The sequence below is a fragment of the Chryseobacterium piperi genome (genome assembly GCF_002285635.2).
In the GTDB taxonomy this organism is placed as follows: Bacteria; Bacteroidota; Bacteroidia; order Flavobacteriales; family Weeksellaceae; genus Chryseobacterium; species Chryseobacterium piperi.
Map to the genome: position 1 here is coordinate 3,177,340 of NZ_CP023049.2, position 25,419 is coordinate 3,202,758.

Annotated in this window: 26 protein-coding genes; 13 read left to right on the forward strand and 13 right to left on the reverse strand. The window is 35.2% G+C overall.

Annotated features, from left to right (window positions below):
• Positions 1–233 precede the first annotated feature (233 nt).
• Positions 234–2,819 carry a DNA mismatch repair protein MutS gene (gene mutS, locus CJF12_RS13860; protein ID WP_034688036.1) on the reverse strand — a complete coding sequence of 862 codons (2,586 nt, stop codon included), beginning with the start codon at positions 2,817–2,819 and terminating at the stop codon, positions 234–236.
• A 125-nt stretch (positions 2,820–2,944) separates the two neighbouring features.
• On the opposite strand from mutS, the gene CJF12_RS13865 reads away from it, so the two are divergent.
• Positions 2,945–3,475 (forward strand): GNAT family N-acetyltransferase, encoded by a 531-nt coding sequence (locus tag CJF12_RS13865; protein ID WP_034688037.1) that lies wholly within the window; start codon positions 2,945–2,947, stop codon positions 3,473–3,475.
• Between the two features lie 180 nt (positions 3,476–3,655).
• On the opposite strand, the gene CJF12_RS13870 is transcribed toward CJF12_RS13865, so the two are convergent.
• A complete protein-coding gene (locus CJF12_RS13870; RefSeq protein WP_095591167.1) occupies positions 3,656–4,630 on the reverse strand; it encodes an IS110 family RNA-guided transposase in 975 nt (324 codons plus the stop codon).
• Between the two features lie 382 nt (positions 4,631–5,012).
• Positions 5,013–5,912, reverse strand: coding sequence for a cupin-like domain-containing protein (locus CJF12_RS13875; RefSeq protein ID WP_034684710.1), 900 nt, complete (start codon positions 5,910–5,912; stop codon positions 5,013–5,015).
• A 422-nt stretch (positions 5,913–6,334) separates the two neighbouring features.
• Between CJF12_RS13875 and CJF12_RS13885 the strand changes: the two genes are divergently transcribed.
• From CJF12_RS13885 to CJF12_RS13925, 9 genes are all read left to right on the forward strand, one after another.
• Positions 6,335–7,216, forward strand: a complete 882-nt coding sequence (locus CJF12_RS13885; RefSeq protein ID WP_034684703.1) for a bestrophin family protein — start codon at positions 6,335–6,337, stop codon at positions 7,214–7,216.
• 227 nt (positions 7,217–7,443) lie between these two features.
• On the forward strand, positions 7,444–7,974 hold the full coding sequence (locus CJF12_RS13890) for an RNA methyltransferase (protein WP_034684700.1): 531 nt from the start codon (positions 7,444–7,446) through the stop codon (positions 7,972–7,974).
• Positions 7,975–8,158: 184 nt separating this feature from the next.
• A complete protein-coding gene (locus CJF12_RS13895; RefSeq protein WP_034684696.1) occupies positions 8,159–8,809 on the forward strand; it encodes a CBS domain-containing protein in 651 nt (216 codons plus the stop codon).
• Between the two features lies 1 nt (position 8,810).
• A complete protein-coding gene (locus tag CJF12_RS13900; RefSeq protein WP_034684694.1) occupies positions 8,811–9,677 on the forward strand; it encodes an NAD kinase in 867 nt (288 codons plus the stop codon).
• A gap of 69 nt (positions 9,678–9,746) precedes the next feature.
• Positions 9,747–10,817: a class II fructose-bisphosphate aldolase gene (gene fbaA / locus CJF12_RS13905; RefSeq protein WP_034684691.1), complete on the forward strand. Its 1,071-nt coding sequence runs from the start codon at positions 9,747–9,749 to the stop codon at positions 10,815–10,817.
• Between the two features lie 89 nt (positions 10,818–10,906).
• A complete protein-coding gene (gene accD, locus CJF12_RS13910; protein ID WP_034684689.1) occupies positions 10,907–11,761 on the forward strand; it encodes an acetyl-CoA carboxylase, carboxyltransferase subunit beta in 855 nt (284 codons plus the stop codon).
• A 54-nt stretch (positions 11,762–11,815) separates the two neighbouring features.
• A complete protein-coding gene (locus CJF12_RS13915; protein ID WP_034684686.1) occupies positions 11,816–12,328 on the forward strand; it encodes a DUF6973 domain-containing protein in 513 nt (170 codons plus the stop codon).
• A 193-nt stretch (positions 12,329–12,521) separates the two neighbouring features.
• Positions 12,522–13,925 (forward strand): nucleoside recognition domain-containing protein, encoded by a 1,404-nt coding sequence (locus CJF12_RS13920; RefSeq protein ID WP_034684684.1) that lies wholly within the window; start codon positions 12,522–12,524, stop codon positions 13,923–13,925.
• Between the two features lie 54 nt (positions 13,926–13,979).
• Positions 13,980–14,372 (forward strand): hypothetical protein, encoded by a 393-nt coding sequence (locus CJF12_RS13925; RefSeq protein ID WP_034684681.1) that lies wholly within the window; start codon positions 13,980–13,982, stop codon positions 14,370–14,372.
• Positions 14,373–14,386: 14 nt separating this feature from the next.
• Here the strand turns inward: CJF12_RS13925 and CJF12_RS13930 are convergent, their stop codons facing one another.
• The 4 genes from CJF12_RS13930 to CJF12_RS13945 form a co-directional block, all read right to left on the reverse strand.
• Positions 14,387–15,271: a hypothetical protein gene (locus CJF12_RS13930; protein ID WP_034684728.1), complete on the reverse strand. Its 885-nt coding sequence runs from the start codon at positions 15,269–15,271 to the stop codon at positions 14,387–14,389.
• Between the two features lie 26 nt (positions 15,272–15,297).
• The gene (locus CJF12_RS13935) at positions 15,298–15,696 is read right to left on the reverse strand and encodes an ExbD/TolR family protein (protein WP_034684678.1); all 399 of its coding nucleotides are present in this window, start codon (positions 15,694–15,696) and stop codon (positions 15,298–15,300) included.
• Between the two features lie 94 nt (positions 15,697–15,790).
• Positions 15,791–16,495 (reverse strand): MotA/TolQ/ExbB proton channel family protein, encoded by a 705-nt coding sequence (locus CJF12_RS13940; RefSeq protein ID WP_034684675.1) that lies wholly within the window; start codon positions 16,493–16,495, stop codon positions 15,791–15,793.
• A 179-nt stretch (positions 16,496–16,674) separates the two neighbouring features.
• The gene (locus tag CJF12_RS13945) at positions 16,675–17,136 is read right to left on the reverse strand and encodes a hypothetical protein (protein WP_034684673.1); all 462 of its coding nucleotides are present in this window, start codon (positions 17,134–17,136) and stop codon (positions 16,675–16,677) included.
• 169 nt (positions 17,137–17,305) lie between these two features.
• Here CJF12_RS13945 and CJF12_RS13950 point away from each other — a divergent pair, with 169 nt between their 5' ends.
• On the forward strand, positions 17,306–19,102 hold the full coding sequence (locus CJF12_RS13950; RefSeq protein ID WP_034684671.1) for a DUF885 domain-containing protein: 1,797 nt from the start codon (positions 17,306–17,308) through the stop codon (positions 19,100–19,102).
• A 102-nt stretch (positions 19,103–19,204) separates the two neighbouring features.
• Positions 19,205–19,651, forward strand: coding sequence for a DinB family protein (locus CJF12_RS13955; RefSeq protein ID WP_034684668.1), 447 nt, complete (start codon positions 19,205–19,207; stop codon positions 19,649–19,651).
• Between the two features lie 170 nt (positions 19,652–19,821).
• On the opposite strand, the gene CJF12_RS13960 is transcribed toward CJF12_RS13955, so the two are convergent.
• Positions 19,822–20,442, reverse strand: coding sequence for an endonuclease III domain-containing protein (locus CJF12_RS13960; protein WP_034684666.1), 621 nt, complete (start codon positions 20,440–20,442; stop codon positions 19,822–19,824).
• 33 nt (positions 20,443–20,475) lie between these two features.
• Here CJF12_RS13960 and bcp point away from each other — a divergent pair, with 33 nt between their 5' ends.
• On the forward strand, positions 20,476–20,925 hold the full coding sequence (gene bcp, locus CJF12_RS13965) for a thioredoxin-dependent thiol peroxidase (RefSeq protein ID WP_034684662.1): 450 nt from the start codon (positions 20,476–20,478) through the stop codon (positions 20,923–20,925).
• 211 nt (positions 20,926–21,136) lie between these two features.
• Here the strand turns inward: bcp and CJF12_RS13970 are convergent, their stop codons facing one another.
• The 5 genes from CJF12_RS13970 to CJF12_RS13990 are packed head-to-tail and all read right to left on the reverse strand — an operon-like array spanning position 21,137 to position 25,352.
• The gene (locus CJF12_RS13970) at positions 21,137–21,670 is read right to left on the reverse strand and encodes a GNAT family N-acetyltransferase (RefSeq protein ID WP_051887278.1); all 534 of its coding nucleotides are present in this window, start codon (positions 21,668–21,670) and stop codon (positions 21,137–21,139) included.
• Positions 21,639–22,301: a hypothetical protein gene (locus CJF12_RS13975; RefSeq protein WP_034684660.1), complete on the reverse strand. Its 663-nt coding sequence runs from the start codon at positions 22,299–22,301 to the stop codon at positions 21,639–21,641. Before CJF12_RS13975 ends, CJF12_RS13970 begins: the two co-directional genes overlap by 32 nt.
• A gap of 33 nt (positions 22,302–22,334) precedes the next feature.
• Complete coding sequence (locus tag CJF12_RS13980; RefSeq protein ID WP_034684658.1) at positions 22,335–23,417, reverse strand: mannose-1-phosphate guanylyltransferase; 1,083 nt, start codon at positions 23,415–23,417, stop codon at positions 22,335–22,337.
• Between the two features lie 2 nt (positions 23,418–23,419).
• Positions 23,420–24,010 carry a SprT-like domain-containing protein gene (locus tag CJF12_RS13985; RefSeq protein ID WP_034684656.1) on the reverse strand — a complete coding sequence of 197 codons (591 nt, stop codon included), beginning with the start codon at positions 24,008–24,010 and terminating at the stop codon, positions 23,420–23,422.
• Between the two features lies 1 nt (position 24,011).
• Positions 24,012–25,352, reverse strand: a complete 1,341-nt coding sequence (locus tag CJF12_RS13990) for a TolC family protein (RefSeq protein WP_034684653.1) — start codon at positions 25,350–25,352, stop codon at positions 24,012–24,014.
• Between the last annotated feature and the right edge of the window lie 67 nt (positions 25,353–25,419).

Here is a 25,419-nt window from a genome sequence, read left to right on the forward strand (position 1 = left end):
ATCATAACACCAGTCTTTGGTGTCATGATTCATTTACAAACAACTAATAATGAATAGGATAATTACATTAAGCAGATGTCTATTAAAATAAAAACTTGTATTAAGTGCTTTTGCCAGACGTCGAATGGCGACTCTTATATTGGGCTGTGCAGTATAACCGGAGGGTGCTGCTAAAAAAGTAAGAAGAGAGCATTTTGCTCTCTTCTTGTTTATTTTAGTTAATCAATTCCGATTTACCCTCCTATCATTTTCTTTATTGAATTCAGCTTCATTAAAGCTTCAATAGGTGTCAGTGTATTGATATCAATCTTCGTTAGCTCTTCGCGAATGTTTTCTAAAACAGGATCATCTAATTGGAAAAATGAAAGCTGCATATTTTCATCCGTTACTTTTTTTATTCCCTCTGATGAACCACCTTGCGTACGGCTTGCTTCCAGCGTTTTGAGTATCTCATTCGCTCTGTTTACTACCTTTGCAGGCATTCCGGCTAATTTTGCAACATGGATACCAAAACTATGTTCACTTCCTCCGGGAATCAATTTTCTTAAGAAGATAATATTTCCTTTATTCTCCTGAATAGAAACATGGAAGTTTTTCACCCTTTCAAAATTAACGGTCATCTCGTTCAATTCATGATAGTGTGTCGCAAATAAGGTTTTAGCCTGGCTCACATTCTGATGAAGATATTCTGCAATCGCCCACGCAATGGAAACCCCATCGTAAGTAGACGTCCCCCGTCCGATTTCATCTAATAAGATCAAGCTTCGTTCTGAGATATTATTGAGAATATTAGCTGCTTCATTCATCTCTACCATAAATGTAGATTCTCCGGCAGAAATATTATCGGTTGCTCCTACTCTTGTAAAAATTTTATCGAGCATTCCTATTTCAGCATGTTTTGCTGGTACGAAACTTCCGATCTGTGCTAAAAGACATACAATTGCAGTCTGACGTAAAATTGCTGATTTACCGGCCATGTTCGGCCCGGTAACCATAATAATTTGTTGAGAGTCTTTATCTAAAAATATATCATTAGGAATATACTTTTCTCCTAATGGAAGGGCATTCTCAATAATAGGATGCCTTGCCTCTTTTAAGTCTATTACGTAACTCTCATTGAGCAAAGGCTTGGTATAACTCTCCGAAACCGCAAGTTCAGATAATCCGACTGCGACATCAAGCTGGGCAATAATATTAGAGTTTTCCTGAATCTGATCAATATATACCATTGTTTCTGAACACACATTTCTGTAGAGCTCATTCTCTAAAACACCAATTTTTTCTTCAGCTCCAAGAATTTGACTTTCGTATTCTTTTAGTTCTTCAGTAATATAACGTTCAGCATTCACTAGGGTTTGTTTTCTCACCCAATCTCCCGGAACTTTATCTTTATGGGTATTTCGTACTTCAATAAAATATCCGAAAACGTTATTAAAATCAATTTTCAGACTGGTAATCCCTGTCCGTTCAATTTCACGCTGACACATTTCATCAAGAAAGCCCCGTCCTTTACTTTGAAGGTTCCTTAAACGGTCAAGCTCTTCAGAAATACCTTCTTTAATTACTTTTCCTTTTGAAATATTCACAGGAAGCTCCTCATTAAGGCGATCTTCCAAGAGTTTAATCAGCTCTTCGAGATCATATAAAGGCTCTATCCAGGCCAGAACATCAGCAAATGGATGCAATAGTCCTTTAATTTTATGAATATTTACCAAGCTCTGACGAAGGTAGCCTATTTCTTTAGGCGAAATTTTTTCTGCTGCCAGTTTCCCCATTAACCGATCCAAATCTGAAATGGATTTCAACAATTGGGAAACTTCATATTTCAAACTGTCATTTTCATTTAAAAAATCAATAAGAGATAATCTCCTGTTGATATCAGTAACGGATTTTAAAGGAAGGATGATTCTTCTTCTCAATAACCTCCCGCCCATCGGAGTAGATGTTTTATCGATAATATCCAGCAAAGATTTCCCTTGTGGGTTGCTTGGATAGACAATCTCAAGATTTCTTAATGTAAAGTTATCCATCATTAAAAAATCATCCTGAGGAATCACCTGAATTTTGGTAAGGTGCGCCAGCAAATTATGATGAGTATCCTCTACCAGGTAGGCAAAAATAGCTCCTGCTGCCGTAATGGCTAAAGGTTGGTTTTCAATTCCAAATCCTTTCAGGGAATTTGTTTTAAAGTGACCTGTCAGCTTTTCATAGGCAAAATTATACTGATAAGCCCAGTCTTCTAATTTGAAGGCACTTTTATTTTTAAGCTGCTCAGGAATCTGAACACTTCTCTGATAAATAATTTCACTGGGGTCAAACGTATTCACAATATGCAAAAGCTTCTCCAGATTTCCTTCACTTACTAAAAACTCACCGGTTGAAATATCAACCAAAGCAATTCCAAATTTTTCTTTCTCTTTATGAAGGGAAAGCAGAAAGTTATTCTTTTTGGAACTTAATACCTGATCATTGAATGTAACCCCCGGCGTAACGAGTTCCGTCACCCCTCTTTTTACAATTCCTTTCACCATTTTTGGGTCTTCCAACTGATCACAGATCGCTACACGAAGCCCTGCTCTTACCAATTTTGGAAGGTAAGAATCTACAGAATGGTGAGGAAATCCAGCCAGTTCAATATGTCCGTCCCCGTTTGCTCTCTTTGTAAGAACAATTCCTAAAATCTGAGAAGTACGGATTGCATCCTGCCCAAAAGTTTCATAAAAATCTCCTACTCTGAATAATAAAAGGGCATCAGGATATTTCGCCTTGATGGTATTATATTGACCCATTAGTGGAGTTTCCTTCTTCGTCTTTGCCATAGTAAAAAATGAACGTCAAATTTAGAAAATAAAATCAGGCTTAGGAAATTGTTTCTGGATTAATCTTTTCAAAAACCTCTTTGTTGTAATTAATTTTTTATCGTATTTTTCGGTAAAATTAAGTAATGGATTTTCCAATATTAGAAACTGAAAGATTAATTTTAAGACAACTTACTCATAATGATGCTAAAGATTTATTTGAGTACTTTTCTTTGGATATTGTAATGGAATATTATGATCTGGCCACTTTTGTGAAGCTGGAAGAAGCTGAAGAGGTCATTGAACATTTTAATACTGAATTTAAAAACAAGAAGGGGTACAGATGGGCGATCGAACTTAAAGAAGAGAAAAAAGTAATCGGAACCTGCGGTTATCATAACTGGTTTCATGAGCATTTCAAGGCTGAAATAGGGTATGAACTGAATCCTAAATTCTGGCAAAAGGCTTATATGACAGAAGCGATAAAACCTATTTTAGCTTTCGGTTTTAATGAAATGAATCTTCACAGAGTTGAAGCATTTATTGATCCAGCCAATATCTCCTCTGAGAAACTTCTGCTTTCGACCGGTTTTCAAAAAGAAGGTACCATGCGTGATTTTTTCTTTGAAAAAGGAAAGTTTGTAGATGCTACCATTTTTGGTCTTCTGAAAGAATAAATGGCCTTTTAAGAACTTTTTTAAGCATTCAATTGCTCCTGTGGAATCTTAAAACGCAAAGTTTATTCTATTATCGCAAATATTAAGTTAGCAAAGAAGAGCTCCGCTGATGAAGCTTACTGTATAAAAATCTTAGAAGAGCAAAATGGTGAATTTCACGAGAGTTTGTCATTTCGATTTCTATGACATTTCCAATTGATTTTGATAAAAAGTTTTGTTTTTAATTAACGAATAAATTCGGTGTATAATTTTGTTTCGTACCGCATTTAAAACAGACATTTTATTTTTACCTTCTGACACTTTTCTTAGATAGTAGACAGCCAAATCATTTTTAAACCGAATAGCGCTCATTGCAGCGAGATGAAGAATTTTTTTTAATTCCTTATCTGCCAGGGGGGATACTTTTGATTTGTACTTCAATGAAGTACCAGATTGATACTCAAATGGCGCTACACCAGCATAGCAGGACATTTCTCTGGCAGATTGTATCTCGGTAAAGCCGTTGGTTTTAATAAGCATGTTAGCAGCCAAAACTTTGCCTACACCTGGTATCGTTTGAATTCGATGATATTGATCTTTCAAGACTTCGTCATTTTCAATAAGATAGAGGATTTTATCTTCAATGAATGAAATCTGTTTGTCTAATAAGGCAATGAAGTCCTTATTGAGTTTTAAAAGGTCTTTATCCTGCATTCCTTTTAGAAGCGACTGGTCTGCTAACTGGGTGAGTAAAGCTGCTCTTATTTTAACACGGAGTCTTCTCTCAGTATTTAAGAGTTTGATTTTTTGTAGTGTTTTACTGCAAGGACTCCAGATACGTAGATCAATATGGTATTTTTCTAAGAATAAAGCGATTCTTTTACTGTCTATTTTGTCATTCTTACCTCTTACCAGGCCTATACTTCTCTTTATATGAAGTGGATTAATAACATAAACCTTAAATTCAAAAAGGGGTAAAACTTCATAAAGGTGATAATTATAACGGCCAGTATTCTCCATAGCTATCATCACTTGGTGTTCTTTAAATTCTTTAAAAAACTTTTTTAATGCTTTTACCGTGTTTTCTATCGTAAAAAACTGAAAGGTAGAATCAATAAGTACACTAATATCGAGAGTAAGCTTGCTCACATCAATGCCAATAATTACATTTTTCATAAATTTGTTTTTGCATATTAATAAGAAGAGATCTTATCATTAACTCAACTCCTTGATAATGGGTCATTAGCCCGAATTTCTATCTGAGATTGTGATAAGAAAGTGTTTAAGTCTTAATCGAAATATGAGTTTTACTCTAAGACAGGGTTAGTTTACTTAAACACTTTTCTCTTCTTTAATTCTATAAATTTAACTATTTACAAATCTAAAGGACGGCAGGAGAAATCTCTTAATAATTTTCAGTACCTGATAATCTACTTTGTTTAGATTCCTTCGCTACGCTCCGTTTCTGAATGACAGACATTGTGTTTTAGCTTAGTCTTTTCCCTATTTCGGCAGGAGAAATCTTTTAACCACAGATTAATCAGATTTGCACAGATGTTTATGCTGTCGTTTTTCTAGTAGACTTTTTATCTTTCAAATGATTTTCTAAAGCTTCGTTACTTTTCTCATAAGCCCATTTTTGCTTATAATTGACCCATTTTGATTTGAACATTTTTCTCAAAATTTTATCAGTATATCTCATAATGAAAACATGATACAACATATTTGCGAAAACTTTAGGTTTATTAGGCAGTGCCCGAAGAGATAGGGAAAACCCAGGTTCAAGATAGCGGTTAAAATGCCAGAATGCTCCCGGAATGAAAAGTGCATCACCATGCTCCATAAAAATCTCATAACCTTTAGCATATCGTAAAGCAGGAAATTTTTCATAATCCGGATTCTCGTAATCTATATCATATATAGTATGTACAGACAATGGTACTTTATATAAAAATGCAGATTGCTCCTGGTCAAATAGTAATATCCTTTTCTTTCCTTCAAAATGAATATGCATAAAATCACCCAGATCTACATCGTAATGCATTAAAACGTGGGCTTCACTTCCTCCAAAAAACAATGTAGGGAGTCTTTTAAAAAATTTCATCCCTAAATCCGGATAGGTAAAGTTTTTTAATAACTCAGGCAATCTATCAGTAATAATGTAGAAAAAGATCCGCAGATCTGAAGGTTTACTTTTTATAGTATCAATATAGTCCTTCATTTTCATATGGGTGACGGGCGCATCTGAACTCTTTGAAGCATTTGCCGGTCGATTATCATATAGAGGAACCTCTTGTTCCCCTGCCTTTTCACGAATATAAGAAAGATTCCATTGGTCAAATGCATCCCAACGGCTGGCAAAATTTTTAATTAACAGAGGCTTCTTTTTTCTGAAATAGTTTTCCTGAAAATCTTCTTTACTGATGTCATTAACAATATCTACTTTTTCGAGAATCATTACTTGATTGATTTAATGCGAAATAAAAATAGTGTTTTTTTGAAATTTATAAAAATTTTCCTATTTACATTTCCATATAATCCACGAGGTCGTAAAAAATTAGAATATCCAAATTACTCCAAAGATTTCACAAATAAGGCAGAAAAGTTTAGTCATCCAAGAAAATATACCAGTATGGAAATGATTCCTCCCAAAAATAGCACTGCACATCCTTGCGGACCCTTCTGAAAATTCCTTCTCCGACTGTGTCGATTAACATAATGACCGCTTACCCACGTTCCATCTTTTTTGTAATGTCCTTTTCTATAGTATCCCATTGTTTTTTTCAACAAAGAAAAGAAGCCTTTTAAAAACTAAGTTACGGGTTCCCATAAAGCCAGAATAAAACGAAAAAAATTATCTTTGTAGGACCAACTGAATTTATGAGAGCCTATAATACCAAACACTTCCTGAAAATCCTTTTCAGCCTGCATAAAAGTGATACTTTAAAAATTCTTTTTCCAACGATGCTGCTCGTTGCACTCTATTCTTATGCTATTGAGTATCTGGAAGTCGAATATCTTCACTTAACCTCCAAGTCAGCAGTGAGTAATGTAGGAATGATCCATTCCTTACTTGGGTTTGTCCTTTCTTTATTACTGGTTTTCCGAACCAATACAGCATATGACAGATGGTGGGAAGGAAGAAAGCTTTGGGGAAAATTGGTGAATGATACCCGAAACTTTGCTATAAAAATCAATGTAATTCTTGAAAATGACAGACAAAGTGCTGAACAAGTGGCGAGGTATTTAAAATTCTTTCCCCATTTCCTGGCAAAACATCTTTCTAAAGAATCGACAAGGCTTGCCCTGGACGAAGATTATACCGAGATCGAAAAATCAATCAAACATCACGGTCCAAGTGAGATTATCATTCTTCTTAGCCACAAGCTGAATCAATTAAAAAAAGAAGGCAAGATATCCGATATAGAAATGGTCTTTCTGGACACCCAACTTTCCGGATTCCTGGATATATGTGGAGGCTGTGAGAGAATAAAAAACACTCCGATTCCATATTCTTATTCTTCTTTCGTTAAGAAATTCATCATCCTTTACGTATTGGCACTCCCTGTAGCCTATGTCATCAGTATTGGATTGTTTATGATTCCGTTGACGGTCTTTGTATATTACGTTCTGATGAGTTTGGAGCTTATCGCTGAAGAAATTGAAGATCCATTCAACAACGACGAGAATGACATTCCTATGGAAGCAATAGCACAGAACATTGAAAAGAATGTTCACAAGATTATGGGACTAAAGAACTAAAATACCTCAAAAGCACAATAACACCCATACAAATATATTTTCAAGGCTATTTTTTAAGTCGAATGCAACTATTTTGCTATTTTTGAAATAAGAAAGCCGGTCAGCTCTTTCGGACAAATCCAAAGAGTAGTCAAATTCGTAAATAATAAAAGGAAGAATCCTGGTTTGTTATCGCGAAAATGAGAGCATTGAAAAAAACAGAAAATTAATCTCTACAAAATAATACATTGGTACATAAATTAAAACTGGAAGAGCTCAACAGAATAGATGTCGAAACCTTTAAAAAAGTTAAAAAAATTCCCCTGATTATCGTTTTAGACAATATAAGAAGTATGCATAATGTGGGTGCCACATTCAGAACAGCTGATGCCTTTTTAATTGAAAAAATTATTCTTTGTGGAATCACTCCCCAGCCTCCTCACCGTGAAATTCACAAAGCAGCCTTGGGTGCTACAGAAAGTGTTGATTGGGCTCATGAAAAAGATATTAATACTACCATTCAGGATTTAAAAAGCCAAGGGTTTGAAATCATTGGTATTGAACAGACGAGCAATAGTACGATGATCACTGACTTTAACATTGATAAAACAAAGAAATACGCCTTAATTCTTGGAAACGAAGTAGAAGGAATAAGTGATGAGGCTTTAGAAAATATTGATGTATTTTTAGAAATCCCCCAATTAGGAACAAAACATTCTTTAAATGTAAGTGTCTGTGGAGGAATTGTGATGTGGGAATTTGCAAAAGCATTAAAATAAAAAACTGCATATGCCTAAAAGACAGTGCAGTTTGAAATAAATCTAATAAAAAGTAAAAATGAAAGGCGACAAAGATACTTTATTTTTATTTACAAACAAATTTTTGGTTCTATTTTTTCTTTTTAACGAAAAAAAAACCGAATATTACAAAACAGATTCGTTTAATTTTTTATAAATTAGCACAATGTTTATCAAGGACTATATCTCAAAGGATTTCCCATGTTTTAGCCTGACTGACTCAATAGAATCAGCAAGAAGTACATTAGAAGACTTTGGATATACCCATATTTTCATCAAAAAATCCCACCATTTTTACGGAGCTATTGCTAAAGATTTTCTTTACGAAGCCGAAGGAACACTTAAGGATCTTGAGCATCAGGTAGAACGATTTGCTATTCTTGAGGATAACAACATCATGGATAGTATCAGGTTGTTTTATACCTTCAACTCAAATGTGATCCCGGTGATCAATAAGACCGAAAAATATTTGGGATACATCACCTGTGAAGATGCTTTTCAGGATTTGTCCCGTTATGCTTTATTTTCAGAATCCGGAGCTATTCTTACAGTAGAAGCTCCTGCAAGAAAATATTCGATGACGGAAATCGCCAATATTGTGGAAAGCAACAATTCAAAATTTTATGGTGGCTTTATCAGTTTTATGTCCGAAGAAGTCGTACGTGTTACCATCAAAATCAGCAATGAAAACCTAGCTTCCATTGATGCTACTTTTGACCGATATGACTATAGAATTGTTGAAAAATTCTACTCGGATGAAAAAACAGACCTGTTTAAAGACCGGTTTGGCTTTTTCCAAAAATTTATAGAAATATAACATGAAGGCAGCTATATATTCTCAAAAAAAAGATCTTGATACTTTTTTATATTTAAGCAAGTTTGTTTCAGAGCTTGAGGGCAGAGGCGTAAAATCTGTTTTGTTTGATGAAATGGCTGAAGCTCTTCAGTTTTCAAAAATTTTTGAAACATTCAATAACAAACAGGATCTTATTGATAAAGAAGTCGATCTTTTCTTCACATTTGGTGGAGACGGAACCATTGTTAACTCTCTGACTTTCATAGAAGATCTTGAAATCCCGGTTGTCGGAGTTAATACAGGACGATTAGGATTTTTGGCCAGCTTTACTAAGGAGGAAGCCTTTAAAGAACTTGATGCAATCCTGAAAGGAGATGTAAAAACCAGCCGCCGCTCTGTAATTGAAGTGGTTTCTCCAAGATCGGAAGAATTTTTCCCATATGCACTCAATGACGTCACCGTTTCAAGGAAAGAAACAACGTCAATGATTACAGTGGACTCCTATATTAACAATGAATTTTTAAATGTATTCTGGGGAGATGGGGTGATCGTATCCACTCCTACCGGTTCCACTGCCTATTCGTTAAGTTGCGGCGGTCCCATTATTTCTCCCAATAACGAAAATTTTGTCATTACTCCGATTGCCCCTCATAATTTGAATGTAAGACCTTTGGTTGTTAATGATCGTGTTGAAATAAAATTCAAAGTAGAAAGCCGTGTACCTCAGTACTCCCTTTCTTTAGATTCAAGATTAATACACATAGAAACAGATAAAGAAATTATCATTAAAAAAGCTGCATTCCAGCTCCTTTTAGTTCAACCTAATAATTTAAGCTTCTATGAAACCATCCGTCAGAAACTACTTTGGGGACGGGATAAAAGAAATTAGCATTTAAGCAAAATTTATTACCTTTACAACAATTTTACAACACCTAATAATTTATTTAAAAAGTAAAACATGAGCAGAATTTTTCCGGCAGGAGTTGCCACAGGTCAGTTAGTTACCGATATTTTTCAGTATGCTAAAGAAAATAAATTTGCGTTACCCGCTGTAAACGTTATTGGTTCAAGCACTGTAAACGCTGTTATGGAGACTGCAGCAAAATTGAACTCCCCTGTTATTATTCAGTTTTCTAATGGTGGGGCTGCATTCAATGCAGGAAAAGGATTAAGCAATGATGGGCAGAAATCTGCTATTTTAGGAGCAATTGCTGGTGCAAAACACATCCATACGCTTGCAGAAGCTTACGGAGCAACGGTAATTTTACACACTGACCACTGTGCAAAAAAATTATTACCTTGGATCGATGGTTTAATGGATGCTAATGAAGAGTATTTCAGATTAACTGGAAAATCTCTTTATTCATCTCACATGTTGGACCTTTCTGAAGAGCCTTTAGAAGAAAACATTGAAATTTCTGCTAAATACTTCGAAAGAATGGCTAAAATGCAAATGACTTTAGAAGTTGAAATAGGTGTTACAGGAGGAGAAGAAGATGGTGTTGATAACTCTGATGTAGACAATTCTAAATTATATACTCAACCGGAAGATGTAGCATATACTTATGAGAAGTTAAAAGCAATTTCTGATAACTTTACTATTGCTGCCGCTTTTGGAAACGTACACGGTGTTTATAAGCCTGGTAACGTAGTTCTTACGCCAAAAATATTAGATAACTCTCAAAAATATGTTCAGGAAAAATTCGGAACAGCACCGAAGCCTGTCAACTTTGTATTCCACGGAGGTTCTGGTTCTACTTTAGAAGAAATCAGAGAGGCTATCGATTATGGTGTTATCAAAATGAACATCGATACGGATCTTCAGTTTGCTTACACAGAAGGCGTTAGAGATTATATGGTTAATAATATTGATTATTTAAGAGCTCAAATCGGAAACCCTGACGGAGAAGAAAAACCAAACAAAAAATTCTATGATCCAAGAGTATGGGTAAGAAAAGGAGAAGAAACTTTCTCAACAAGACTGGTAAAAGCTTTTGAAGACTTAAATAACGTAAATACCTTAAAATAAAAACTGTACACTTGTATTAATGTAAAAGTACTCACCATGAATACCCTTACATTAATACATTTTACATTTATACATTAATACAAACAAAAATGGCATTCGACTGGTTTAAAAGAAAAGCAAAAAACATTACTACTTCTACTGATGAAAAAAAGGATGTTCCTAAAGGGCTTTGGCACCAAACTCCATCCGGGAAAGTAGTAGAACACGAGGAGCTAAGAAAAAACAACTATGTTTCTCCTGAAGATGGATTTCATGTAAGAATAGGAAGTGCAGAATTTTTTGAGATCCTTTTTGACGATGGTAAATTCACTGAGCTGGATCCGAATGTTGAAAGTATTGATATTCTAAACTTCAAAGATACCAAGCCTTACGCAGATCGTCTGAAAGAAGTAAAAGCAAAAACAAAATTAACGGATTCGATCAGAAACGCCGTAGGAACTGTAAAAGGAACTGAAATGGTTGTTTCTTGTATGGATTTCGCATTCATTGGAGGATCTTTAGGTTCTGTAATGGGTGAAAAAATCAGAAGAGCTGTAGATTACTGTATCGCACATAAACTTCCTTATATGATTATTTGTCAGTCTGGGGGAGCAAGAATGCAGGAAGCAACATATTCTCTGATGCAGTTGGCAAAAGTACAGGCTAAGCTGGCTCAGCTTTCAGAAGCAGGTCTTTTATATATTGCTTATTTATGTGACCCTACATTTGGAGGTATCACCGCTTCTTTTGCAATGACAGCAGATATTATCATGGCAGAACCGGGAGCTTTAATCGGCTTTGCAGGACCAAGAGTTATCCGTGAAACTATCGGTAGAGATTTACCGGAAGGGTTCCAGACTTCAGAATTCCTTCAGGAAAAAGGATTTGTAGATTTCATTGTTAAAAGAACCGAAATTAAAGATGTCGTTTCTAAAACAGTAAATTTATTAGCAGTACATGCTTAATATTTATAACAAAAACAATATTATCTCTCTCTAATTAGGGAGAGATTTTTATTTATGAGAACTTTCAAAATATTTTTCAATACGATCCGGTCGATGAGTTTTAAAAAGATTATGCGTCTTTTATCACTCGTTTTACCGCATCCTCTGTTTTCTTTATTAAGTTTTCATGCTACCGTAAAAGCATTTACTATAGCACAAAAACGTTTTCCGGATACAGCATCTAATAACGGAATCGGAAATGCATTCAGACACGCGCTTTGGTGTTGTTTTATTATCATGTATTGTAGTAAAATATCTTCCCCGGAAAAGGCTCTGGATTTTTGTAAACGAATAACAGATTTACATGAAGAATTATTTCCTAATAAGCCTTTAGAAACAAAAATGGATCTCCATAACAATAAAATCGGAATGGACTATTTCATGGAACTTTTACCCGGTGTACACCGTCAGTTTTTTGAAAAAAGCTTCTTTATCGACGGTTTAATAGAAAAAATGAAAGAGGCAAAAGTTTTAAAAAATATGGATGACGATTTCGAAGGGTATCTGGTATATCTTGATGAAAAATAATTTGTATTTCAGCCATGACTATCTTGACAAATACACTTAGGCACTTTGAAAAACCTTAGATTTCATCTCATGTGAGCTTCTTACAGTTTCATTTTAAACTAACTGAAGCGCCCTAAAGTGTTATTTAAAATAAACTTTTCTGCCTTTGTGGTTTAAAGTATTTTTGATAAGTTTAAACAATTAATTAAATAAAATGGTTCTCAGCAGAATTTGGTCCGCCTTTATTATTGTTGCCATTGCAATCGCAAGTATAAAATACATTTCTTCCAGCCATTACAGCACTATTTTTAATGATATGGTTGTAGGGAAAGGAGGTGATACGGTACAAATTGCAACACAAAAAATAAACTCCCTCTCTCCTATCGTGAGAGACAGCTTGATCAAAAAAAACGATTTTGCTGACAGCAGAATCCACTATAAAACAGATTCCCTAAAACAGGAGGTAAAAGTTTATCGGGTTCAGGAAGCTGACGGAGTTATTGGAACAGCTGAAACTGCCGTTAAAATCTGTATCGGGCTTATCGGTATTATGACTCTGTTTATGGGTTTTATGAGTATTGCGGAAAAAGCAGGAGGAATTAATTTATTAAGCAGGCTGATCCAGCCTTTCTTTTCAAAATTATTCCCCGATATCCCTAAAAACCATCCCGCCTTTGGACATATGCTGATGAATTTCAGTGCGAACCTTCTAGGTCTTGACAATGCGGCAACTCCGTTTGGACTGAAAGCAATGGAAAGCTTACAGACATTAAATCCTAATAAAGACATGGCCAGTAATTCCCAGATCATGTTTCTCTGCCTCCATGCAGGAGGGATGACTCTGATCCCAGTTTCTATTATCGCTATCAGGGCTTCAATGGGCTCAAAGACTCCCACGGATATCTTTCTGCCCTGTATGATTGCCACTTTTACGGCAACGTTAGCAGCCATGATTATTGTTTCTCTATATCAGAAAATTAATTTACTGCGTCCTGTTGTGATCGCTTATGTCGGAGGAATTTCTGCAATCATAGGATTATTGGTATTATACCTTGTCCGCTTGAGTAAAGACGAACTGGATACGTTTAGTAAAGTATTAAGCAATGGGCTTATTTTATTTATTTTCCTGGCGATTGTACTTGGGGCAGTTTATAAAAAAATCAATGTTTTTGATGCTTTTATTGAGGGAGCAAAAGAAGGTTTTACTACCTGTGTTAAAATCATTCCTTATTTAGTGGGAATGTTGATTGCCATCTCTCTTTTGAGAACCTCCGGAGTTTTTGATGTCATTATTGATGGGATGAAATGGGTAGCAAATGCGGCAAATCTGGATTCAAGGTTTGTGGATGGTTTACCTACCGCTTTAATCAAGCCCCTTTCAGGATCAGGAGCCCGTGGAATGATGGTAGACACCATGGCCACTTTTGGAGCAGATAGCTTTCAGGGGAAATTAGCTGCCGTTCTTCAGGGAAGCTCAGATACCACATTTTATGTGATTGCAGTTTATTTTGGAGCCGTAGCCGTTAAGAATACAAGATATGCCGTTATTGCCATGCTTCTGGCGGATTTAGTAGGCGTTATTACTTCCATTGCATTGGCTTATTTGTTTTTTGCATAAAACGTAATGATAATGCATAGCAACTTATAACTAGTTAGAACCATAAATAACAAAATGATAACAGATAAAGAATTCACATTAAGATTAATCCGTCAGTTAACTCAAGCATTAGAAAAACTTATTTTGGATAAACCGGAAGAAAGTCTCATGCAAAAAGAACTGGATTTTGATTCTCTGATGAAAGATATTTTTAAAATAGATTTTGTAGAAATATCATCAAAAACCAAAGAAGAGATTATTGCAATCGTTAATGAAAGGCAAGACAGAGATCGTAAAGATTATTATGAAATGCTTGGAAACCTGTTCTACTTTAAAGGAAAAGAAACGAACAACACTGACTTTCTGGACAAAGCAAAAACTTTTTATGAATTGTATCTCCAGACCAGTGGGATCTTTGCACTGCCCATTATTAACAGAATCAACGAAATAAAAAAAGCACTTGAATAAAGTGCTTTTATATTTTAGAATGTAATTTTATAACTTCCTGTAGAAGATGTGCTGGCTTTTTCTGCCTTAACATATTTTTTAACCCAGGCTACAGAGGTAGAGGATACGCAGGGATCTGATACTCCTCCTGATCTCCTGGCTGAGACTACATTTCCTGCTTTATCAACCGTATAGGCAACCGTGATAGAGCCGCTAGCAGTACAATTATGTGCAGGTTGTGCTCCACCCCTTCCCATTGTTCCTGGAATATATCCTACCAATTTTCTGTCTATTCCTACCTTACTGTCTCCATTTCCATCTCCACCTAAAGGATCTCCTGCATTTCCTATTCCGGTCCCGGTTCCTTGACTTCCCGCTTTAGTCCCTCTTCCCTTTATGAGGTTACCTATTGCTGCATTTCCCTTTCCATCTCCATTTCCTGTTTTAGAATTTGCAGTAGTTGCGGAAGCCTTTTTAGTATTTTTAGATGCGGATGAACTTGAGGTTTCTTTTTTACTGGATTTCGACTCTTCTTTTTTGGGAACAGTCATCTTCTTATTATTTCCTGTTACCACTTTTTCTTTAGGCTCTGCCTTTTTTGTCTCAGGTTTCGGCTCAGGCTTAATGACTGTTTTTGTTTCGGGAACAGCTGCTTCCACAGGCTCCGGAGTAATCTCTTCTGCTTTAGCAGCGATACTTCCTTCCTGCTCTGCGGGTTCTTCAATCCCATTTCCGTTTCGGTTGTCACCAAAATTCACGAGCATTGTGGTTACCACTTCAGGTTTATTATCTTCCTGCAATGGTTTTAATTTATAAAGAAAAACAAAAAGTAAGATAGCAGACCAGATCAGAATAGAAAGTATTCCACTTTTTATCCGGTCTCTGTTTTGTTCATTTTTGTCTACAGTATAACTTCTCATTTTTTTAACGCTTACCAATTCCTGGTTTATTTATCCTTTACTGTTGCAATCGCAATATTGAATTTATATTTCTCTGCTATTTCCATTGCAAAAACAACATCCTTATGCATTGTACTTTCGTCTGCCCTGATTGTAAAAGACTTACTGGTTTGATTCTTAAGATTATTTACAATCGTTTGCTCAAGTTGTTCTCTCGCAACCGGTTTATCATCTACATAATAAGACCCGTCCGGCTTAATACTAACCGTAAGAGGGTTAGGAATATTATCCTCAACAGCACCCGTCTTTGGTAGGTTGACATCAATCGCGCTTTGGTTTGCCGCAGAGGATGTCACCATAAAGAAGATCAGCATAAGCAAGATAACATCTACCATTGCTGCTAAACTGAATTCTGGGTTGGCTTTATTTCTTCTTTGAATTTTCATCTGTTTATTCTAATATTTTTATCGGTCAGATGGAATCGCTTTATTAATAATTTCTAAAATGAATTTTTTCTGACAACGATTTTATAAGAAAGACTTATAAAGGTTTGTTGATAAGATCTAAAAATTCACCAGACATATTCTGAGCCCTAAGCACAAACTTATCTATTCTCGTTAAAAGAATATTATAGAAAAAGTTGGCAGGAATAGCTACCGCCAAACCGACCGCTGTTTGTCCTAAGGCAGTATAAATACCTTCAGAAAGTGTTTTTGGAGAGAAAGAGCCTGTTGCATGTGTTAAATTAAAGAATGCAATAATCATCCCGATTACTGTCCCTAATAGACCCAACATAGGTGCAATACTTGGAACTACGGCTAATAGATTTAGGTTTTTCTCCATATTCGCCACCTCTACCTGAGCCTGAGACTCCATAGCGCTTACAATATCAGAAACCGGGCGCCCTAATCTTGAAATTCCCTTTTCTAAAATTCTACCTTCAGGCGAATTTTGTCTTTTGCAATAATCTGTCGCTGCTTCAATTTTCCCTTCCTTGATAAAATCTTCAATGTTATCCATGAAGTTTGAATCCGTTTTTGATGTTATCCTTTTAATAAAGAAAAAGCGTTCAAAAAACAGGTAAACAGAAAACACACCAAGCAGTAACACGGTGCCCATCACTATCTTAGCGAAGGCTCCTCCGTGGAACATTATTTTCCAGAATGAAAATTCTAAATCGTCTGTAGCAACTGCGGGTGTAGCAATTTGTGCAAATAAAATCTGAGTAAGTTCCGTTAACAGCATTAATGTGAATATTTTATAATGGTTTTAAACGACAAAAGTAGTGGAATATTATTAATTGATCTCTTAAAAATTGCTTAAAAACAACTTAAATTTTTTAACAGATCATAAACAGCAAATTTCTTTCCAAAAAGAATTTGAAAAGAAATTTGAATATAAAAAGTATTGAAGAGCGGAGAAGACTAATCTTCGTCTACTTCAATATCATCCTGTTTAAATTCGCATTTGAGCCTAAAAGGAATCGGAGTATCTGATCCCGTGTAGAAATCATCAATGGTTCCCTTCCAGATAACCTGCAGCTCACCTTCTTCATTTTTCTCAAATAAAAGCTCATTATCATAGATAAAAGCATCTTCATCATCGAATAAATCCACTTCAGTGTAGGTTTCCTCGTCAGAATCATTGATGTTAATTGTTTTTCCTTCAATTTCCCCTGATTCAATAGGAAAATCGAAAACCTCAAGTGAAAGTTGTGGAAAGTTATACTGTAAAGAATCATCGTCTACGTGATCCAAACCATCATCCGTTATGATTTCAACTTCAAGAAAATGTTGTTGATTACTATAAACAGCCTTGCAATAAGTGCTTCTTATATTGTATTTTAATGTTTCGTCCGGATGGTAAATTTTTAAAATCCCTTTCATTATTTCTTAAAAAAGACCTGTAATAATATGATTGTTAAATGTTTTCAGCAAAGATAAAAAATAGATTGAATTTGAAAAATATTTTGAAAACTATTTTTCTAAAATCCGCTCTTTAAGCCGTTTTGATTTCCTAATATTACTTACTTTTGCTGGTATAAAGATTCCGAAAATGAAAAATGTTTTATTGAAAGGTATGATATGTATAGGTTTAGCAGTAAGCCTGGCTTCCTGTAAGAAGTCTGACTCTCCTTTAACAAAAGTTACTCCTACTAATTTAGATTCTATTGCGTCCAACTATTACGAGCAATATCTTAAACTGTATCCATTGGATGCTACTTCCCAAGGAGACACCAGATATAACGATCAGCTACCTATCAATATTGACAAAGATTTTATTTCAGGTGAAGTAGCCTTTTATAATTCTATTCAGAATCAATTAGATAAAGTTGATTACAAAAGCCTTTCTGATGATGATAAAGTGGTTTATGATGTATTGGATTATACATTAAAAGATAAAATTGAGGCTTATGCCTATCATCCTGAATACATCCCATTTACTCAGTTTACAGGTCTTCCTCTAAATTTTCCGTTATTTGGCAGTGGAGAAGGCAGCCAGCCCTTCAAAACTGAAAAAGATTACGAAGACTGGCTACAGAGGATGAATAAATTTCCTTTATGGATGGACAGTGCCATCGAAAACTTTAAAGACGGGATCACTAATAAAGTGGTTCTTCCTAAAAAACTGATTGTCAAAATGATCCCTCAAATGAGAGCGGAAGAAATTATCTCTCCTGATCTTGATAAGAATATTTTCTATGGACCAATTAAAAACTTTCCGAAAAATTTCACAAAAGCTCAAAAAGATAAACTGACAACTCAATACAAAGAAGCTATTCTCAAAAAGATCATCCCGGCTTATACGAAAATGGGGACCTTTTTAGAAAAAGAATACTTGCCTAAAGGAAGAGACACAGATGGTTACAACAGTCTTCCTAAAGGAAACGAAATTTATCAGTTTTATGTAAAAAGCTGGACTACAACCAATAAATCTCCTGAAGAAATCAATAAAATAGGAGTTCAGCAAGTGAACATGCTTCGTGCAGAAATGGAAAAGGTAAAGCAACAAGTAGGATTTTCAGGAAGTTTGGAAGAATTTATCAACTTTGTTAAGACAGATCCGAAGGCAATGCCTTACAAAACCTCAAAAGAAGTTTTAGCAGGGTTCAATGGAATTTTATCGAAAATTACACCTAAGCTGAAGACTATGTTCAATGTCACTCCCAAAACAAAATTTGAGATCAGACAGACGGAAAAGTTCAGAGAAGCAAGTGCAAGTGCGGAATATATCCAGGGGACTCCTGATGGGAAAAGACCGGGAATCTTTTATGTTCCCCTACCTGATCCTTCAAAATATAATGTAACCTCAGGCATGGAATCCCTTTTCTTACACGAGGCCATTCCTGGGCACCATTATCAGGTTTCTCTTCAACAGGAAAACACAAAACTTCCTAAGTTTATGAGATTCGGTTGGTTTGGCGCTTACGGAGAAGGTTGGGCACATTATTGTGAAACTCTAGGTCCTGAATTCGGACTGTACACCGATCCTTATCAAAAAATGGGATACTTAAGCGACCAAATGCTTAGAGCAGTAAGGTTGGTCGTTGATACAGGAATTCATACCGGGAAAATGACAAGAGAAGAAGCCATTAAGTACTTCTTAAGCAATATTTCCTACGATGAAGCGAGTGCTACTGCTGAAGTCGAAAGATATATGGCTATGCCCGGACAAGCTTTGGGGTATAAAATCGGTTCATTAAGAATCCGTGAACTCAGAGATCAGTATCAGAAAGAACTGGGCGAAAAATTCAATTTAGCTGCCTTCCATGATGAAGTGTTAAGCCAGGGATGCCTTCCTTTAGATGTATTGAACAGAAAAATGGAGCTTTGGGCAAAGAAGCAAAAGTAAATTTGTAAAAAACTATATCATAAAAAATGGATACTGAATAAAAACAGTGTCCATTTTTTATTTCAGCTTAAGAAAATTAAATAACTTTAAAAAGAAAAAATCATGATTATAGAAAGTCTGAAATCTCTTTACAAAAGAGATTTAAATAAATTAAAAATCGAAATTGAAGCATATCAAAATGAAGATGCGATCTGGAAGGTAGATAAAAACATTGCCAATTCAGCAGGTAATTTATGTCTTCATTTAGTTGGAAACCTTAATCATTTTATCGGAGCAGAGCTGGGGAAAACAGGATACGTAAGACAACGGGATCTGGAGTTTTCATTAAAAAACATTCCAAAAGCCGAACTGATTGAAAAAGTACAGGCAACAGCAGCAATGATAGATTCATCTCTTAGTCAACTCTCCGAAAAGGATCTGGAAAAAGAATATCCATTGATCGTTTTTGACGGTGCAATGTCTACAAATTATTTTCTCATTCACCTTATTGCTCATCTGGATTACCATCTGGGACAAATCAATTACCACAGGAGATTACTTGACATTTAATTATTAAGGTTTTGCAATATTCTCCCAACTTTTAGGCGAAGACACAACCATAATGAAATACTTTATTTTAGCCACGAATGCATGAATCTTTTTATTCGTTCATTCGTGGCTAAAATAAAATGAATTTACTTTGAGAAGGTTTTTGTACTATTTTTTATAAACAGGAAGTTTTACTTCTCAAACATCATTTTAGTAATAAAGTCTTTTTCTCCCTTCCCTCTCGCAGGTGAATATTCTCTTCCATAAAAAATAATCTGGAGATGAAGCTTGTTCCAAACCTCTTCAGGAAATAGTTTCTTAGCATCTCGCTCTGTTTCTACCACATTTTTCCCTGAAGTAAGTTTCCATTGCGTCATCAGGCGATGAATATGCGTATCAACAGGAAAGGCAGGAAATCCGAATCCCTGACTCATAACCACAGAAGCTGTTTTGTGTCCAACTCCCGGAAGCGCCTCTAATTCTTCATATGTTTGCGGAACTACTCCATTATGTCTCTCCAGTAAAAGCTCAGCCATTCCCTTCAAGTTTTTTGCCTTGGTATTGGATAACCCGATTTCTTTAATCAGCTCTTTAATTTGAAAAACTTCCAATCTGGCCATTCTCTGAGGAGTTCCGGCTACTTCAAAAAGATTAGGAGTAACCTGATTTACTTTTTTATCTGTCGTCTGTGCAGAAAGTGCCACTGCAACCATCAAAGTATAGGGATCTGTATGATCCAGTGGAATAGGTGTTGTCGGATATAATTTATCGAGCTCACTTTGAACAAGCTCGGCTCTTTGTTTTTTTGTCATGTAACCCTTAAATTTGAACAAAAATAAATTATTATGTTGAAAGTAGGAGACAAATTACCAGATTTTGAAGGAATTAACCAGGATGGAGAAAAAGTAACTTCATCCAAGTTAATCGGGAGAAAATTAGTCATCTTTTTTTATCCTCAGGCGAATACACCAACCTGTACAGTGGAAGCTTGTAATTTAAGTGATAATTACTCACAATTGGAAAAGGCAGGCTTCCAGCTATTGGGAATTAGTGGGGATTCTGTAAAAAAGCAAAAAAATTTCCATAGCAAATTTGCTTTTCCATATGATTTAATTGCAGATGAAAACCGTGACATCATCGAAAAATTCGGAGTATGGCAGGAGAAAAAAACGTTTGGAAAGACGTATATGGGAATTGTAAGAACTACTTTTATTTTTGATGAAAAAGGAATTTGCACAAGAGTTATTGAAAAAGTGACTTCAAAAACTGCTGCTGCTCAAATTCTTGAAGGATAACTCTTTTAAGAATGAATAACCTTCTGCTTTAAAGACAAAATTGCTGGTTTGCCAATTGTGAATTCAACCAATGTTTGTTTTTTCAAGGAAGGAAAATCTCTTAATATTCTTAACATCTTAATCTAGCTTAATGGTTCATTAAACCATTAAATAGTTAGTTAGGAGTTAAGAATATTAAGATTGAATTCTTCCTTTATTAAAAGAGCATCAATTATTCTGTTTCGTAATACATTAGCTCCTCTTCTTCATTAGGAAGCGTAATATGTTTTAGAAATTTCAATCCTAGTTTTTCAATAAGCTTTTGCGAAGAAAAATTATCTTTTGATGTAATGGCAGAGATTTTTGTCAGTCCAAAGTCCTCCATCCCAATCGACTTTACTTTTTGGGCTGCCTCGTATGCATAGCCTTTACCTTCAAATTCATTTAATAACGAAAACCCGATATCTACAATATCCAGTCCTTCTCGTTCAAAAATTCCTACAGCACCAATTTTCTCATTTTCATCTTTAGTAATAAGCAGGTAATTTCCAAACCCCAGCTTTTCAAGCTGCGGAAGAAATCTATTTTTAATATAGTTTTCAGCATCAGAAATTGTCTTCAAATGACGATCACCAATATATCTGATAAAATTTGGTCTGTTATACAGATCAAGGATAAATGGAGCATCATCCAAAGATACCGGACGGATGATTAACCGCTCTGTTTCGTAAAAATTATTTTCTTTTGGTTGATTTTTTTGGCTCATCTTTAGGTTCTTCTTTTTTTTCGATTTTTAAAAGCCTCGGATTATTCGCACATTTCTTATTATAAAGCTCAATGTATGTTCCATTATCTTTAACATGAGTAACAACTCCTGTAGACTTACTCACTGTCAAGGTATAGTGTGTTTTCTGATAAGGACACTCTTTAGAGGTTAATTTTCCCAAATCCATATAATAACTGGAACCGTCTTCGTAATAGTTTCCGGCAATATCCTTAAACTCTTCATCAACCATATATCCATCTATTGTTGCGGCAATTGCAGCCTCCTCTACATTATCGATCCTTCCAATAAACTTTTTAAGTCCCTCAAGATCAGTTACGTAATTCAATTTACCTCCTGCCGAATAAGCAATATAATAAAAACTGTCTTCATCCGGAAACAAATCAAATCCGGAAAACTGTGGGGTATAATCTTTCTTTGTTCCTGAAACTTTGATCTCCTGATCTTTGGCATATGTATTATATACCAGTACCCAAAAATCTATTTTATCATTAGGCTCAATTCTCTTTAAAACATTAGGAATACTGGAAAATTTCTTTTTTTCCTGAGAATATATAAGTGCCCCTACTAAAGTAAAAGCAAGTAATATGAATTTAAACGCTGATTTTCTCATAATTCAAAAATTAGTAAAAGGTAGAGCTATTTATTACATAAACTTCTCTCCTTTTTTAAAATTTTTCAAATCAAGAACATAATCTTTAATAAGCTGATCATTGTCTCTTGGGCAAATAAGCAAAGCCCTATCTGTATCTACAACAATATAGTTTTCAAGTCCGTCTATAATCACTGCCTTATTGTTATTCTTCATACGAACAATATTCCCTTTGGCATTATAGGTTAAGACATGCTTCATCTTTACTGCATTGTCGTTTGTATCCTTCTCTGCATTTTCATAAACAGAAGTCCAGGTTCCTAAATCACTCCATCCCAGATCAGAAGGTATTACATATACATTTTTAGCTTTTTCCAGAATTCCATTATCAATAGAAATCTTTTGAACTTTTGGATAGATAAGCTCAATACAGCTGTTTTCTCCTTCAGAATTATATTCACAAGCCATAAAATGCTGTGTCATTTCAGGAAGATACATTTCAAAAGCATGATGAATGCTCTTTACATTCCAGACAAAAATACCTGCATTCCAGAGAAAATCACCACTTTCCAGAAAGCTTTTAGCTATTTCTAAAATAGGTTTCTCTGTAAATGTTTTTACTTTAAAGTATTCCGCGTTTTGTTTATCTACGAATTGTATATATCCATATCCTGTATCTGGTCTTGTAGGCGTAATTCCCAATGTAACCAGATAGTCATTTTTAGATGCAATATCAAAAGCCAATTCTACCTTCTCCATAAAAACATCTTCTTTCAGAATCAGATGATCGGCAGGGAGAACGATAACAGTAGCATTAGGATCAATTTCTGCAATTTTATTGGCCATATAAAGATTACAGGCCGCCGTGTTTTTCATCAGAGGTTCTCCAACAATATTGTCTTCCGGAATTTCAGGTAGCTGCTGATGGGACAGAGCTACATATTCCTTATTGGTGATAACAAATATATTTTCATTAGGAATAGCTTTGCTAATTCTGTCATAGGTCTGCTGAATCATCGTGCGCCCAACTCCTAAAATATCTTGAAATTGTTTTGGAAATTTCTGTGTACTCATAGGCCAGAATCTGCTACCAATTCCTCCTGCCATTATAACACAGTATTTATCTGATTTTGACATGTTTAATTACATTTTTCTACCCTTGCCAAAGGCTTGAAAGAATACTTCCTTCCAGTAGCGAGGTTCTTACAAAGATAGTTTTTTTTAATCAGACCTTCTAAAAAATACTTCTCGTTTCGGTACATGAAATAGTCTCCTTTCTGCAATTCTTCTATAAATTGGAGCTTATCATCCTGTTTTTCAATATGGAAATATTTGACCAAATCAGGGCTTGCCATAAAATTAGCTTTTGGAGATTTTGAAAATCTATTGATGATAGGTCTTAAATCTTCACTGTATGCCTCAATACTCTCCAACAGCATTAGTCTGAAAGTTGCTTTCCATTCATTTCCATGAGGTAAAATCCTACGTCCATATTTTTCGAAAGCAATCAAATGTGCCAGCTCATGGGTAAGGACAAAGAAAAAAAGCTCAGGTACCAGGGTTGAGTTTATGGTAATTTCGTGAGAATGATCCGGGAGTTTTCGGTAATCTCCCAATTTAGAATTCCTGTTTCGTGTTATTTTTATATGAATATAGTAGTCTGAGAACCAGACTTTTAAATACTGTAGAGTGTTAGATGGTAAATATTTTTCTAATGATTGAATAGACATTTTACAAACTTAATGGAATTCCTGCATAGAAATTCAACAATTTAAGACTGAAAAGATAGTTAAATTTTGCTTGAGCAACAGACCCTTGAGCATTCGCATAATTATTTCTTGCAACATTCAGATCAAAAATAGTCGTTCTTCCTGCAGCGTAACTCTTATCCGCGAAATCCAAAGAAAGCTTTGTACTTCTTTCTGCTTCTACTGCCGCAAGGTAGGATTCATAATTAGCTTCTACATCAAACTGGGCTTTCTGTACATTTTCCCTCACCACCTGTCTTTGTTGCTGATAGGTTGTTTTAGCGATACTTTCATTGATCTTTGATTGCTCTACCTGCAATTTTGTGATTCCTTTGTTGAAAATAGGAACATTCACTGACACTCCAGCTTGTTGTCCGAAGTTGTCTTTATACTGTTGGAAAAAGTTTCTTTCACTAATATATACAAGAGAATTCCCTACATTATTGGTATTCAATAAATTATTATAAAAACTTCCTATACCGGCATTTGCAGTAACTGTTGGCCAAAATGCAGTCTTTGATACTTCCGTCTGTGCTTCAGCAGATCTAATTCTGCTTTCTGCAGCTTTTATCTGCGGCTGATTATCATAAGCAGTATTTAAAACCTCTTCAACGGATTGAAGCTGGGGGGAAAGCTGATCAGGAACATTAACATCTTCTACATCGAATTCTTTATAATTCTGCAACTGCAATAGCTGAGCAAGTGCAAATAGGCTTCTTCCGGTATTAATTTCGGCGGTTTTAAGATTTTGTTTTTCTCTTGCCAATGCGGATTGAGCCTCTGCCAAAACCGTTTCAGCCGTTGTTCCTACCTGCGTTGTTATTTTAGCTCTATCATATTGTTTTTGTGCATTATCAACGGCACTTTGAGAAATTTTTATAATTTCTTTATTCAGTAATGTCGTCAAATATTGTTGTGCTATTTGCAGAGAAATATCATTTTGTATGGTTTCTATATCATATTGGCTCGCCTCAACATCAAACTGAGTTTTTCTAACTGTTTTTTCCAGTCTTCCATTGTTATAAACCAAAATCTCAGCTCCGAGACTGGCATTATTACTGAATCTGTCGTTCCTAATACTCCCTGTTCCTAGGGATGCCTGTCCGAAACTCACAGTATTGCCTACACTCGCAGAAAGAGAAGGTAAATACCCTTTTTTAGCAATTTTTAGATTGGCGTCCTGGGTTTGTTTCGAATATTCATTTTGGATAACCTGAAGATTATGCTTCACAGCATAGTCTACACATTCTCTTAAGGACCATTTTTTCTGAGCACTCAATCCCAGGCAAGTTAATCCAAAAACGATAATCCAAACTTTTTTCATATAAAGATTTTACAAGATTAGACGAACTAAATATTAAAAAGTTACACTTTGAAAAATTAATGTTTCA

Excerpts from the sequence above, each read along its gene's own strand:
- CJF12_RS13920 (WP_034684684.1), top strand. The coding sequence starts at position 12,522 with ATGGTTCTCAGCAGAATTTGGTCCGCCTTTATTATTGTTGCCATTGCA.
- fbaA (WP_034684691.1), top strand. The coding sequence starts at position 9,747 with ATGAGCAGAATTTTTCCGGCAGGAGTTGCCACAGGTCAGTTAGTTACC.
- CJF12_RS13975 (WP_034684660.1), bottom strand. The coding sequence starts at position 22,301 with ATGAGAAAATCAGCGTTTAAATTCATATTACTTGCTTTTACTTTAGTA.
- CJF12_RS13930 (WP_034684728.1), bottom strand. The coding sequence starts at position 15,271 with ATGAGAAGTTATACTGTAGACAAAAATGAACAAAACAGAGACCGGATA.
- CJF12_RS13870 (WP_095591167.1), bottom strand. The coding sequence starts at position 4,630 with ATGAAAAATGTAATTATTGGCATTGATGTGAGCAAGCTTACTCTCGAT.
- CJF12_RS13990 (WP_034684653.1), bottom strand. The coding sequence starts at position 25,352 with ATGAAAAAAGTTTGGATTATCGTTTTTGGATTAACTTGCCTGGGATTG.
- CJF12_RS13945 (WP_034684673.1), bottom strand. The coding sequence starts at position 17,136 with ATGAAAGGGATTTTAAAAATTTACCATCCGGACGAAACATTAAAATAC.
- mutS (WP_034688036.1), bottom strand. The coding sequence starts at position 2,819 with ATGGCAAAGACGAAGAAGGAAACTCCACTAATGGGTCAATATAATACC.
- CJF12_RS13960 (WP_034684666.1), bottom strand. The coding sequence starts at position 20,442 with ATGACAAAAAAACAAAGAGCCGAGCTTGTTCAAAGTGAGCTCGATAAA.
- CJF12_RS13935 (WP_034684678.1), bottom strand. The coding sequence starts at position 15,696 with ATGAAAATTCAAAGAAGAAATAAAGCCAACCCAGAATTCAGTTTAGCA.
- accD (WP_034684689.1), top strand. The coding sequence starts at position 10,907 with ATGGCATTCGACTGGTTTAAAAGAAAAGCAAAAAACATTACTACTTCT.
- CJF12_RS13900 (WP_034684694.1), top strand. The coding sequence starts at position 8,811 with ATGAAGGCAGCTATATATTCTCAAAAAAAAGATCTTGATACTTTTTTA.
- CJF12_RS13980 (WP_034684658.1), bottom strand. The coding sequence starts at position 23,417 with ATGTCAAAATCAGATAAATACTGTGTTATAATGGCAGGAGGAATTGGT.
- CJF12_RS13970 (WP_051887278.1), bottom strand. The coding sequence starts at position 21,670 with ATGAGCCAAAAAAATCAACCAAAAGAAAATAATTTTTACGAAACAGAG.
- CJF12_RS13985 (WP_034684656.1), bottom strand. The coding sequence starts at position 24,010 with ATGTCTATTCAATCATTAGAAAAATATTTACCATCTAACACTCTACAG.
- CJF12_RS13865 (WP_034688037.1), top strand. The coding sequence starts at position 2,945 with ATGGATTTTCCAATATTAGAAACTGAAAGATTAATTTTAAGACAACTT.
- CJF12_RS13885 (WP_034684703.1), top strand. The coding sequence starts at position 6,335 with ATGAGAGCCTATAATACCAAACACTTCCTGAAAATCCTTTTCAGCCTG.
- CJF12_RS13955 (WP_034684668.1), top strand. The coding sequence starts at position 19,205 with ATGATTATAGAAAGTCTGAAATCTCTTTACAAAAGAGATTTAAATAAA.
- bcp (WP_034684662.1), top strand. The coding sequence starts at position 20,476 with ATGTTGAAAGTAGGAGACAAATTACCAGATTTTGAAGGAATTAACCAG.
- CJF12_RS13875 (WP_034684710.1), bottom strand. The coding sequence starts at position 5,912 with ATGATTCTCGAAAAAGTAGATATTGTTAATGACATCAGTAAAGAAGAT.
- CJF12_RS13915 (WP_034684686.1), top strand. The coding sequence starts at position 11,816 with ATGAGAACTTTCAAAATATTTTTCAATACGATCCGGTCGATGAGTTTT.
- CJF12_RS13925 (WP_034684681.1), top strand. The coding sequence starts at position 13,980 with ATGATAACAGATAAAGAATTCACATTAAGATTAATCCGTCAGTTAACT.
- CJF12_RS13940 (WP_034684675.1), bottom strand. The coding sequence starts at position 16,495 with ATGCTGTTAACGGAACTTACTCAGATTTTATTTGCACAAATTGCTACA.
- CJF12_RS13950 (WP_034684671.1), top strand. The coding sequence starts at position 17,306 with ATGAAAAATGTTTTATTGAAAGGTATGATATGTATAGGTTTAGCAGTA.
- CJF12_RS13895 (WP_034684696.1), top strand. The coding sequence starts at position 8,159 with ATGTTTATCAAGGACTATATCTCAAAGGATTTCCCATGTTTTAGCCTG.